Annotated in this window: 8 protein-coding genes; 2 read left to right on the top strand and 6 right to left on the bottom strand. The window is 46.3% G+C overall.

The features are described from left to right. Positions 1-94: 94 nt before the first annotated feature. The 4 genes from ABN764_RS12140 to ABN764_RS12125 form a co-directional block, all read right to left on the bottom strand. Positions 95-3187 carry a hybrid sensor histidine kinase/response regulator gene (locus tag ABN764_RS12140; RefSeq protein ID WP_446672019.1) on the bottom strand — a complete coding sequence of 1031 codons (3093 nt, stop codon included), beginning with the start codon at positions 3185-3187 and terminating at the stop codon, positions 95-97. Between the two features lie 219 nt (positions 3188-3406). Next, positions 3407-5122 carry a hypothetical protein gene (locus ABN764_RS12135; protein ID WP_446672018.1) on the bottom strand — a complete coding sequence of 572 codons (1716 nt, stop codon included), beginning with the start codon at positions 5120-5122 and terminating at the stop codon, positions 3407-3409. Between the two features lie 207 nt (positions 5123-5329). Then, positions 5330-6166: a spore coat transglutaminase TGL gene (gene tgl, locus ABN764_RS12130; RefSeq protein ID WP_446672017.1), complete on the bottom strand. Its 837-nt coding sequence runs from the start codon at positions 6164-6166 to the stop codon at positions 5330-5332. Positions 6167-6192: 26 nt separating this feature from the next. Beyond that, positions 6193-6297, bottom strand: a complete 105-nt coding sequence (locus ABN764_RS12125; RefSeq protein ID WP_174808710.1) for a BBE domain-containing protein — start codon at positions 6295-6297, stop codon at positions 6193-6195. Between the two features lie 384 nt (positions 6298-6681). On the opposite strand from ABN764_RS12125, the gene ABN764_RS12120 reads away from it, so the two are divergent. Beyond that, positions 6682-7731, top strand: a complete 1050-nt coding sequence (locus tag ABN764_RS12120; RefSeq protein WP_446672016.1) for a hypothetical protein — start codon at positions 6682-6684, stop codon at positions 7729-7731. Positions 7732-7907: 176 nt separating this feature from the next. Here ABN764_RS12120 and ABN764_RS12115 read toward each other — a convergent pair whose 3' ends face one another. After that, the gene (locus ABN764_RS12115; RefSeq protein ID WP_174808708.1) at positions 7908-8627 is read right to left on the bottom strand and encodes a YebC/PmpR family DNA-binding transcriptional regulator; all 720 of its coding nucleotides are present in this window, start codon (positions 8625-8627) and stop codon (positions 7908-7910) included. 265 nt (positions 8628-8892) lie between these two features. Here ABN764_RS12115 and udk point away from each other — a divergent pair, with 265 nt between their 5' ends. After that, positions 8893-9516 (top strand): uridine kinase, encoded by a 624-nt coding sequence (gene udk, locus ABN764_RS12110; RefSeq protein ID WP_021252782.1) that lies wholly within the window; start codon positions 8893-8895, stop codon positions 9514-9516. Positions 9517-9649: 133 nt separating this feature from the next. Here the strand turns inward: udk and ABN764_RS12105 are convergent, their stop codons facing one another. Continuing rightward, on the bottom strand, positions 9650-12322 hold the full coding sequence (locus ABN764_RS12105) for a DUF4855 domain-containing protein (RefSeq protein WP_446672015.1): 2673 nt from the start codon (positions 12320-12322) through the stop codon (positions 9650-9652). Positions 12323-12668: the final 346 nt, after the last annotated feature.

Below are 12668 nucleotides of genomic sequence, written 5' to 3'. Positions count from 1 at the left end.
CAATCACCCGTATATTCATAAGGGAGGGCTGCCTAAAGGTCAGTAAGGTGACCTAGGGCAGCCCTATAAATCATTTCACAATATCAATCCATTATTATTTCGTCATAGCAAAGGACACACTCGTCCCCTCATTCACCTTACTGCGAATAACGAGACCCGCTCCATATAGCTGCTTCAATCGTCGGTCTGTATTGAGCAGCCCAATTCCCCGCTCCTCAATCCCATGGAATTCAAGCAGAGTATCAACTCGATGAGCATCCATACCTACACCGTCGTCGCGAATCTCCACATGAACATACCGTTCATCCTGCGTAATCCTGATCCACACGGTTCCCCCACGAGCACGGCTTAGCACCCCATGTCGAATGGCATTCTCCACAAGCGGCTGGATTGTCAGTGGCGGAATCATCACCCGAATGTGCTGTTCCATCTCCCAGATGACATTCAATCTGTCCTCGAAGCGAGCATGCTCGATAAATAAATAAGAACGAACGAGATCTAGCTCATGTTCAATCGGTACCAGCTTCGACGAGTTCAAGAAGTCGAAACTGATTCTCAAGTAAGAGCTGAATGCCTCAATAAGGTCATTCATCTTGTTCGTGTCGAAATCACTGAGCGCCGTAATCGTGTTCAATGTATTGAATAAGAAGTGAGGCTGGATCTGTGCCTGTAAGTAAGCAGCCTCCATGCGCAAGCGATCGTTCACTGCCTGCTTTAACTCCGTCAGCGCCTGTACGCGGGAGCGCAGTTCCATAGCATCAACAGGCTTCGTTACATAATCATTTGCACCCGCCAAAAATCCCGAGTGCACATCCTCCGCGTTGCTTCGCGCAGTTAGGAGCAGAATAGGCAATTCCAGAATCGTAAAGCGTTCGCGAATGAGACGAGTTAACTCGTAACCGGACATATGGGGCATCATGACATCCGAAATGATCAAGTCCCACTTGGCTGCATCCAGCTTGCTTAAGGCCTCTTTGCCGCTCGTTGCTCTCACAACCTCATATTGATCGCTGGACAAGATGTCCCCAAGTATTTTTAAATTCACGCGATCATCATCAACAATCAATACCATTGGCTTATACAGGGCCGAGGCCGCCTGCTGCTGCACCACATGAAGCTCGTCAGAGATCATGCTCACCTCGCTTGCAGCCTGAGCAGATACAAGCGCCTCTATCTGGTTCTCCTCCTGCACAAGCGGAATGGTATCCAGTTCGGCCAATTGCAGGGTGAAGGAAAATACAGATCCCTTCCCCAGTTCCGATTCCACTTCCAATCTTCCACCATGCAGCTGCACCATTTGTTCACAAATGCGAAGTCCAAGTCCGATTCCCCCAGCACTTGTATCCGTATCTGCAGTTCCTTGTTCGTAAGCATGGAATGCCCGCTCCTGCAGTTCCTTATTCATGCCAATGCCTGTGTCAGCAACAGAGATACAGGCCCGTCCTTCTCGAACCTCTGCGGAAATCATTATTGAACCCTCATCCGTGAACTTGATTGCATTATGAACAAGATTGGACAAAACTTGAACTAATCGCTTCTCGTCCGCTATAACAGGCGGGAATGTCTCTGGTATCGCCATAACCAGCTGGATTGGCTTGCCCTCCATCATGAAGCGCAGCATGTCCAGCACGCCAGACGCCACCGATTGCACATGAAGCGGAGTGCAATATAAAATGACTTTGCCTTCCCGGAGCTGTGTTAAGTCAAGTAAATCATTAATGGTATGCGACATGCGGCGACTGATCGTAATAAGCAGTTCCATATCTGCCCTGCTCTTCTCATCCATCAGTTCCTTCTCGCGTGTGACAACGGACTGCGCAATATTGATGACACCGTGCAGCGGCGTGCGCAATTCATGCGACGTATTTGCCAAGAATAGATCCTTCTTCTCGTCAGCCTCCCGCAGCTGATCGTTCAATTTTGCATTCTCTTCAGCATTGCGGAAATACATTTTGAACCAATACGCTGAAAATCCGACGATCGAGGCGATGATGTTGATCGGATAGTAAATCATATTTTTCGTTCCGTTATAAATAAAAACGCTCCAGGTGATCCCTGACATAACACTGACAGCCGCAAGCAGCAGAATATAGGCTTCCCTACGGTTTTGATAGACCATCTGCATAATCAGGGATGATAACCAAATAATCGGGAAGAGATAGAGCACGCTGAAAATCCTATAGGTCGTCGTGAAGAAAACAAACGGTGCAGGGGCAACAAGTACAAATACTGTAAACAAGACTAAGAAGCCCGTATACCCGTAGAATAGCTTCCCACGCCGTGTAAATCCAGAAAAGTTCCTTCCCATAATCATCATGAAGCAGGCATGCCACAAATAAGCAAGAATCTTGATTCGAAGCGCCCAGGTATAATTGATAGGAAGCCATAACAGCAGGATCGAATCATTATCAGCTATGACTAATGTGCCTGTCATTGTCATTAATAACCCGAAAATAATAAAAGTCTTCTCTCGCGGATTAAAGCAATACAAAATGACAGCATATAGGCCATGCAGCATCAAAATGATAAAGGTAACTAATTGAAAACCGATGGAATACCAGCGTTGAAATTCAACCGCCGCCTGCGTTCCGAATCTTATAGAGCGAGCGATGCCTCCTTTATAGGGGTTGTCGAAGTTGGAGACTTGAAGCAGAACCTCGATGACGCCTTGATCCTCTGCCTCGACCTCGTAGGAAGTGGTAAAGGATGTCTGAACGGGTCGATATGACTTCGCATCGGTGGACACTACTCCCGATTTCGCATTGATTTGTCCATTGATTAGAAAGACGTTGGCCGCTTGAATTTCTCTTATCCAAAAATGGTAGGGCTGATTTATTGGTTGATCGACCAATACCCGAAGCCGGTACGTCCCATAGCCATATGAATTGCTTTTATGCTGGCGCCAGCCCTCTCTCCAATCTCCGGGAACCTGAACATAGCTGGATTGGCCTTGGAACTGACGCAGCTCATTTTCATTAGATATCAATGCATCTGGATAGAACTCCCACTGTCCATCCAAATATACGGTGTGCTTGTTGTCTAGCTCCATTCCGCGCAGATCAGCAACCCCATTAGCCACCTTGACATGCTGAGATGCTTCCAGAGTCATAAGCCACGTTACGTGGATACCAGCAAGCAGAAGCACGAACAATAACGTGCTCACAATGATTTTTTTCTTGTTCATCATATTATGAGGTTTTCTACAGCAACCTTCTTTTTCCTGCATTTTGGAACATTTGCCCATTTTTAATATCTACTAAAAAAGGCGAAGAGCTCCTCGCCCCTCGCCTCATACAAGTTAACCTACCCTGTCATCGTTCTACCAGTATCTATTATTGTTCTGTCTAATGTTACTCTATCTGTTCATTCTCTATCTATTGTTACTCTATCGACTATCACTCATCTGCTATTCGACACGCAGCGTATACAATTCGATTGCCGAAGGCTTGCTCGTGATCTGACCCGCCATTGGGTTGGCATAGTACCACGTAATCGACTGATCTTGCACAAGCGGCATCATGTTCCCAGGGGATGGAACGCCCCCAAGATGGGTCGGCTGCTTAAGCATCGTTCCCTGGCCATCCACGATCGCATACTTCATTCCTTCTCCGAGTCGGCTCGACTCCGTCCATAACAAGACAAACTTATTTTCATTGATCTTGCGAATATACGTATCCCGGATGAACACGCCAGCCTCAGACGTATGCTGTGTCAGCCATATTGGCTTGATGCTTGATCGATCCTGCGCATTTTTTGGAACGACACTAAGGAATACATTTATGCCTTTCCCATCTTGTGAACCGGTGTTGCTGTTCGCCCCAATGGCAAGGTAGCTCGATGCAGATACTTCTAGTCCGCCCAAGTAGGCGCCTGTGTAATTATCACCGATCTTGCCCGGTATTTTAATGAGGTCAATTTTTTCCGTAATCTTACCACCCTGCTCCACCTGCAGTAGAATAGAACGCGGATACGCATCACCATGGTCAGCATATACGATGCGATCACCATCCATGCGAACATAAGTGGCAAAAGAATGGCTCACGTGGTTAGACGGGAATTGACCACTCTTACTAAGCACCTTCATCGCTGCCATATCAATAGAAAAGGTCATGTTCGACTGATGCCGCAAACCATCCTTAGCAGTCTTATAGCGAAGACGAGTCGATTGAACCACGAGTTTGCCATTTGCGCTGTCCATCGTAACGTTCCCGGATCTGAACGGCTCTGATACGTACACATCTGATACATCTACCTGACCAAGCTTGTCCCACGAAGCATTATATTTCACTACGCGATATACTGCCTTTGTGCTGGCTTCCTCCATGTTGTCTTGTCCGAATACGAGATAATAATTGCCGTCCTCACCTTGATGGAAGCCTCCGAATTTGGGCAGCTCTATGTTCAGCGTCTTACTTCCCGCTACGGTATAATCCTTATTGAATTGCTGAATATGTATCTTCTGCTTATCCGAGTCCAATTGCAGCAGATTCGGCTGTCCATCCTTCTGGAACAAATAACGGGCAGCTGGCTCGAACCAATTCCCATAATGATAATCATTGGTTGTACGCAGCTGGGTGATCCCTTCTATAGAGCAGATCGTCATCTCTGGATGGGCAATGATATGAATTGAGTTGCTCAACGCCCGCCACAGAACGGGAACTTGCAGCTGCTCCCCTAATTCCCGCAGTTGAAAATAATTGCTGCCCCCGATATTATAAGACGTCAATTGAATTTCTTTGCCATCCACATATACTTTGGAGGAAGTCGGTATCGCCTGTCGTTCAGCTGCCTTGCCTGACTTTGCAGACTTCTTGGCAGGCTCTAGCTCCCCTCCGATTGGGGTATAGGCTTGTCCTGTATGCACACGAATCGCATTACTCGTGGTATCAACGGTTACATCGAAGCTGCTCTTCGTCCCCTTCAATGCCATTGCAACATCTCTCAACTTGAAGTAGTTGCTGCCCCCAATATTGTAGGCATCCATCTGATTCATCGGTTGTCCATTAATGCTCACATTGGCCTGAGTCGGCCGTGCCATTACGGATTTGTCTGCAGCCTGAACGGAAGCAGCCATTCCTAGCATCATCACGATGCTGAGCAGAATACTTACTTTTATTTTCATGAAATTGATGTCCCCCATTTTTCTATCTAGCTTCGCTCATGACTTGCATCACTCATCGCACACCATGGCCATCCATATCGTCCATAATCTCTACCATTCTATAGCAACAATCTAAATTGCACAACGAACCTAGCGGCGATTGACGGCAGTAGAGCAATTCATTCTAATAGGGCTTCAAGACTTCAATACCGCCGCCTTCCTTCGAAACTAAGTCTCCCTGCCAGAATCTCTGTATGTCTTCGCACCAATTCTAACATTAACACCCCATCCACGATGCTCGGAGATAGCCACAATTCGATTGTCACGACCATATTGAAGTTGCTGTAGGGCATCAAAATCCGGATGAATGACCTCATTGGATAAATAAGCTGAGGTCTTGCTTCCAGGCTTCCTCGCTCCATTCAAGGCTGTGATCATACCCTGTGAAGAGGTAATACCAATTCCATGCCCGTAATAGAGATCGTTGCCCAGCTTCACAACATTTTCTCCCTGCCATTCCGGCGTGCGTGGATTGTAGTCTGGATTTCTAAAATAAAGAATATCCCCTAAAAATGCCTCAACGAGGTTCGAGTTCGACACCAGTCGAAGATTGCGGTCATAATTCCAATCCCATAGAAGCAAATCCTGAAAGTAACGGTCAAAAACGGCTTCACCCAGCGTATCTATGATTGCCTTATACAGAACAATAATAATAGCTGTCGCACATTCAAATGCATACTGTCCACCATTATGGAAAATATCGTTGATGGCAGCAGAAGGCGAGACACCTCTTCTTAATTGAAATCCCCCTCTGTCCGTGCGTATCCAATACCTTTCGTTGCATCTGGAATCGTCGAATCCAGCAAAGTCCACCCCACTATCGTGCAGTGTCTTCGCCGCATTCACGATATTGGAGCGCATTCTCAATTCGAATTTCAAGTCATCAAGGGAATTATATCGATAAACGACAGGACTCTTCTGCTTAGCCGCAATTACATTCCTCTCCAGCTCCGATAATCCCAATGTATTGAGCTGCCCTGTGTTAACACCTGCAATCTCGATCATCCTTACTCCCCTCCTAAATCCTCTGATTACCGAACGCTTTGTAGGAATCGGAACACATGAAGCGGATCGTACTCCTGATTAATTAGGTGTAACCTACAGTACTCTATGCGCCCCCATCTACTCGGGTTCATGTCAGAAGATGGGATCTACATCCGATAAGCGTGAAATCTTCATAAAATTACAGGGCTTAAGACTTATACTACAATATGGAAATCAGTACAGAAATCCGCTACAATAGTGGTTATCATCAGTACCTGCAAGTTAACCCTCAGTCTTTCTTCTTCCCTTGTTTGTTTCATCCACACGACATTCAAATTCCTTATTGTGAAAATCGGATAAAAGAATCGGATAGGTGCTCTCGACTGCCTGATGCACGGAATATGGACGTATGAGATACCGCCGTTAATACATAGATGGCTTACAACCTGTGTCTAAAAGGAGGGATCTTAGCTAACCAGCTTGGCTCTACGCATGATTAGAAGACGGAATGTTCTGATAATGAAGGAGGAGTATTGATGAATGTTGGAATACAGCCTGGGAGTGGGCTATATTTGCATGTTAAATGGTTCGCTACCGATCACGAGTGGACACCTCAAGCAATGAGCAAGGTGCTCACCCCTACCTTTCTGTTCTGGTTTAGCTTCACGATTGTTGTATTGTTGCTTGTTTCAAGGTATAACGCAGCTTTGGAGCGCGTCCCTATCGTTGTGAAGGTGCATTCTTTTCTCAATAAGTTAAAACGCTTTCACCTATTGATTATGCGAGTAGGTGTTGGCATTGCATTGCTGATGCAGATAAGCACAGGCTCCTATCTGGCTCCCACATTGCGAATCGAGACATGGTGGGTCTATGCACTTCTTCTTATCAGCTTGCTTGGCCTGCTTCATCGCAAGACCTTGTTTATAAGCGGTATCACTTTAGGCACCTTATATGTGAAGGCACTCGCTGATTATGGAATGTTCCACATGCTGGACTATATGTTCTACCTCGGCATCATTTATTATTTGCTTGTTGCGAACACGAGGTGGAGCCGTTCTGGCATCCCTGTCCTCTATGTATGGACCGGCTTGTCTCTTGCTTGGCTTGCAATGGAGAAGCTGACCCTCGCCAAGCTGGCGTGCTCCCTGATGCACGAATACGGAATTCCGTCACTAGGCTTTACCGTTGAAGACTTCGTACTGATTAGCGCCTTTATTGAGCTCGGCCTTGCGTGGGCATTTATCGTCGGTATTATGAATCGATTCACAGCTCTGCTATTAACCGGATTATTCCTCGTCACAACCACTGTATTCGGATTTACCGAAATCATCGGCCATATGATTATGCATACGATACTGCTCATCTTCCTTATTGTTGGCCGGGACGGCTATACGACATTTCTGCTCTCCAGACGCGCTCCCAAACTACGCAGCTTCTTCGTGGTGCTGCACTTCACCATTATGATCTTCAGTATGATGACCGTGTACATATGGATGGGGCAGCCTAGCAGCGGATTTACTGTACCTGATCCTGCGACGCAAGCAGCACAAGCGAGTAAAATACCGGCATTTTGCCCAATCAAGTGACGCAGCTAGTAGCATTTTTACCAGTAACCTCGTATTTCGTGTCGGCCAAAAATTTAAGCGTTATAACTTATTGACCATTGGTACCTCGACGTAGGTGGCTGTTTTTCTCTCCACAGAAATGAAAAAAGACACCATTCGGGTGTCTTTTTTCATGATTCATATCGTATTGCGGCTGACTATCCTTCCAGATCCACGTTGTGGTAGACTTGCTGCACATCATCAAGGTCTTCGAGCGCATCAATCAGCTTCTCGAACTGTGCCTTCTGATCGCCGTCCAAGACTACTTCGGTCTGGGGCAGCATCGTAATTTCAGCTACGCTGAATTCCGTAATGCCCTCATTCTTCAGCGCTTGCTGAACAACATGGAATTGATCCGGCTCCGCGTAGATGATTACCGCTTCATCCTCTTCCAAGATGTCGCGTGCGTCTACATCGGCGTTCATCAAGATTTCCAGAACATCGTCTGCACTCTTGCCCTCCAGACCGATAACGGCCGTCGGACTGAACATATACGTTACAGAGCCGCTTACGCCGAGACTTCCGCCATTTTTGTTAAATGTGGAACGGACCTCCGAAGCAGTGCGATTCACGTTATTGGTCAAAGCGTCTACGATCACCATGGAACCGCTTGGACCAAAGCCCTCATAGCGAAGCTCATCATAGTTCTCATCAGAGCCGCCCTTTGCTTTCTCGATCGCGCGATCAATGATCGCCTTTGGTACATTGTATGTTTTGGCACGTTCAACCACGAATCGCAATGATTGGTTCAGCTCGGGATCAGGCTCGCCTTGCTTCGCTGCAACGTAGATCTCTCTCCCGAAACGCGCATATATACGACTCGTATTCGTGTCCTTAGATGCTTTTTTTTCCTTAATATTATTCCATTTACGCCCCATACTGTATCTCGCTCTCTTTCCGCATAAAGTATGCATACTCCATATAATTATATCTTTTCAAGAGAGCTTGGGCAAATATGAAAACTTTTGAATTTCAATTCTTAGCTAGTTATATTGGCGATTTCCCCGTTAAAATTCAGACATTTCTAGCAAGTAGGATATCCGGTCACACTGTTAATTCGTACAAAGGTGTAAAAAACAGAAAGCTGTGTTAAAATACTGTAATTGCACCCGCTATTTTGTTAGGGAGGTTTAGTGAATCACCATGCTCATTATCGGTATCACCGGAGGCACCGGATCCGGCAAAACAACGGTTGCCAAGTCCGTCATTGACCGTCTTGGATCAGATAAAGTCACATTCATTTCCCAAGACAACTATTACAAAGATCATTCTCACCTCAGCATGGCTGAACGCGAAGTGATTAACTTCGACCACCCGCTCGTATTCGACAACGAGCTGCTGCTTGAGCATGTGAACCTGCTCAAGCAAGGCAAAACTGCTTATGCACCGGTATACGACTTTACCGTTCATGCCCGTTCCACGGATGAGACGGTAGAGCTGAAGCCGAATAATATCATCATCATCGAAGGGCTTCATGTGCTGTTCGATGAAAATTTACGTCAATTGCTCGACATTAAAGTATTTGTGGACACCGATCCAGATGTACGGATTCTACGCCGTGTACTTCGCGACATTGAAGAGCGCGGTCGGACGATTCATTCGGTCTACAACCAGTATCTGACTTCGGTCAAGCCGATGCACGATGCATTTATCGAGCCTTCTAAGAAGTACGCTGACCTGATTATTCCAGAAGGCGGTCAGAACGAGGTAGGCATTCATATGCTGTCCGTGCTGACAGAGAAATACTTGACGAGCGAATGGAATTAACGTGAAGAAGCCGCTCGAATGGCAGAGATGCATCTGCCATTCGAGCGGCTTATTTTCTTATGAGCCGAGTGGCTTTTTGCTAAATGGTATACAGTCAGTGAGGAGATACTCGCCCTCTCTGTCTGTTATGGCTTTACATTGTAGGTTCGAAGCTTTCCAGCGTCTTCATGCCATCGGCTCCAAAAATATTGTATACCCCAAATTCATAGAAGGAGTAGCCATAGTCCGTGTTTCTTTGAATTCCTTCGAACTTCACATATCTCGCTTCTGCTGGCGTGAAGTGAATCGTATCTCGCCCATCTTGAGCCGTAATGATTCCATCGTTCTTCGTCGTGACATTTACCCATTCTTTCTTATCGTTAGACACGAGGATTCTGTATGTTTTGGCGCGAGCGTACTCCCAATCAATGCGGATCGTATCGAACTCCTTCACCTCGCCAAGATCAACCGTGAACCAGGAATCATCTACATAATTGCTTGCCCATCTTGTCGCAGGGGAACCATCCACAGCTTTTTGCGGCACGTAATTCGGGCTATTGCTCTCTACCGAGGAAGCTTCAACCGCCTTATTTTCCGCCAAGTTGCCAAGAAGGTAGTAAGCATTATCCTTCAGCGTGTTGTAAGCACCATCTGCAATGTGGCCTTTGATCTTTTGGAACTCCAACATTGCATTGAACATCTTGATAAACTTATTGAACTTTTCATCATTACCTTCGAATCTCTTCGCATTATCCAAATGAGCCTGCAAGGAGCGAGCCGCCCCCGGATTTTTGAACTGGTTCTCTTGTTCGAATTGATCAACTAATGTTTTGATGAGATCCACATTTGTTCCTGCATCAATGATATAAGTTGTCTTTTTTGATTTGCCCGAAGTCACCGTAACCGTAAGTTCATGCTTGCCAAGCTTGCCTGCAAAGTTAATTGGCGTACCTGCCGTGTACGGCTTACCGTCGAATGTCGCAGTAACTTTAGTAATGCCGCTTCCGTCGTCATCCTTGAGCTGCCATGTAAATTGCACCGTCTCTGTGGCCGGCACTGTTGTATGGCTCTCCAACGGCTTTTCGTTCATTTGTACGTCAGCATCGGAAGGAACGCCGCTATTCACGCTGTATGTGCCCTTCACGAATTGGTACAGCCAATCATACAAGATTCGATTGGATGGATCCTTGCTTACAGCCGTATTATATACAGCGTCATTGCCCTGATAGTAAGCATTATATCCATTTTGCATAAACCCAGTTTCTGCACCATTGTTCAAGTACTCGATATACTTCTCACGGAAATGGTTATCCGTCAGCATCCGGTCATCAAACTCCAGCTCCATGCCCATGCCGTGCTGTTTCGCTAAGTACGCTGCGTCCGGCAAGCGCTCAGGGTCGATGTCATCCTCGAAGAAGTAATTTGGCTGGTAAGCCACATTGTCGATGCCAACATCCTTCCACATGAATGACTTGTATCCTGAGAAGAACGGAACCCAGAACAGCTTCATGCCCATGTCATGCACCTTGGCACTTGTTGCACGTAGCAGATCTGGTCCCTTGCTATGTGTGCTGATCTGCTCATCTAACCAGTACATGCCGACAAGCTCCAAATTGGAGTAGTTGGCAGCAGCCCACTTTTGCTTCACTTGATCCAGCCACCAGTGAACAGCCTTCACCCGGTTAGCAAGTGCCTGTTCCACACCGATCGAGTCGCTGAAGCTCAAGTTGCCATCGCCAATATCACCGAAGTCAGCGATGCCTTCAGCTGGATATGGGATCATATACACGACTTTCGTTTTACGGTTAGGATCGTTCAGCTTCGCCCCGACTTCTTTGGTCGCTTCATTTAATTGATACATATCGCCTTGCGCTGCAAATGTCTTTTCTAAGTACCATTTCCAGTCGTCCAGCTTGCTGTTCAGTCCTAAATTACGACCCATTGGCGTATCTAATCCAAGATAGAGAACTCCATCGAACAGCCAATCCTTCGGATTGCCTGCCTCATCTACGTAGCTAATATTCGGAATGATGCGCTCCTTCGACCAATCACCCTTGCCATTCGCATAGTGCCCGTTGTACAGCAGCCCAAGATCGCTAATTCCGGCAGTCGCTTCTCCCGGTGCTTGGAAGGCTGGCGTCTGCGTAGGAACAGTATCTGCACCTTGCACCTTGCCGTCTTCGCCTAGAATTTCAATTTCATCGACTAACGTCATCGCCCTGTTATGCATCATGAAGCTTACCTTCACATAGCGTGCATAAGCGATGCCACCGTACGCCAATCCTTCTTTGTTCGGATCCTTGATTCCCTCTTTGTTGCCCTTCCATTCAAACGTCTCTTCATGCTGTCCGTCTATCCATAACGTTTGGAGTGCATTATGAGATAACAAACCCCAATTTTCCTTATCGTCCGATACATAAATGGACACGGTTAACGGCAGAAGGACATTGTTATTGGGCCAATCCTGCAAGAAATGAGCCTTAACGGAAGAGATTGATTTGTTCTCGCCAAGGTCAAACACCACTTCACGCGTTCTCTTCTTCAAATGTCCAACCCATGCCGGGTCTGACTTCGTGACCTTGCCGTACTTGCCATCTGTCAGCTTATAGCCATCATCAGCATACCCTGCTTCTGGTGCTTGCGACCATTCATAAGGAAGACCTAGAGCGAGATTGCGCTCCCCTTGCTGAGGTTCAGCAGCTTGCTGCGCCGTATATTGCTCACTCGCTGGCAACGACGTATTCGCCTCCTCCGCCTGTACTAATGGAACCATCATTGAGAGGGCTAACACCGTAGACATTACGATGGATAACCATTTCTTTTTCATTAATTGAACTCCCTTTCTATATGTAAGATTATGAATGTCATCAAATTCGGTAAGCATGTAATTTGACTGAATATTATTGCGGTTTCATATCCCCCTCCCTTTTCAACTGATAAAACCCACGTATATGATAGCGCTTACTTTTAAAATAAGAGACTTTCTGTCCTATTCAAATAGATTAATCATTACTTTTGTATACTTTTGTTTACCTACTCTATCAAGACATCATTTTATTTGATTTTGCCAGGGATCAACCCTGTAATATAGCACCACCTCAACATTTGGGTCGGTCTAGTCATCAACATCATCATTGTAGAATGAATGATTATTCACCGAGTCCTAAGCGATC

Origin of the sequence: Paenibacillus wuxiensis (genome assembly GCF_040195695.1) — a bacterium.
Classification (GTDB): Bacteria; Bacillota; Bacilli; order Paenibacillales; family Paenibacillaceae; genus Paenibacillus_B; species Paenibacillus_B suaedae.
Note: the sequence above shows the minus strand (reverse complement) of the source record. Positions and strands in the feature narration are given on the sequence as shown.

Bases quoted from the DNA above. Each gene is read 5' to 3' on its own strand.
- ABN764_RS12120 (WP_446672016.1), top strand. From the start codon at position 6,682: ATGAATGTTGGAATACAGCCTGGGAGTGGGCTATATTTGCATGTTAAA.
- tgl (WP_446672017.1), bottom strand. From the start codon at position 6,166: ATGATCGAGATTGCAGGTGTTAACACAGGGCAGCTCAATACATTGGGA.
- ABN764_RS12125 (WP_174808710.1), bottom strand. From the start codon at position 6,297: ATGAACCCGAGTAGATGGGGGCGCATAGAGTACTGTAGGTTACACCTA.
- udk (WP_021252782.1), top strand. From the start codon at position 8,893: ATGCTCATTATCGGTATCACCGGAGGCACCGGATCCGGCAAAACAACG.
- ABN764_RS12115 (WP_174808708.1), bottom strand. From the start codon at position 8,627: ATGGGGCGTAAATGGAATAATATTAAGGAAAAAAAAGCATCTAAGGAC.
- ABN764_RS12140 (WP_446672019.1), bottom strand. From the start codon at position 3,187: ATGATGAACAAGAAAAAAATCATTGTGAGCACGTTATTGTTCGTGCTT.
- ABN764_RS12105 (WP_446672015.1), bottom strand. From the start codon at position 12,322: ATGAAAAAGAAATGGTTATCCATCGTAATGTCTACGGTGTTAGCCCTC.
- ABN764_RS12135 (WP_446672018.1), bottom strand. From the start codon at position 5,122: ATGAAAATAAAAGTAAGTATTCTGCTCAGCATCGTGATGATGCTAGGA.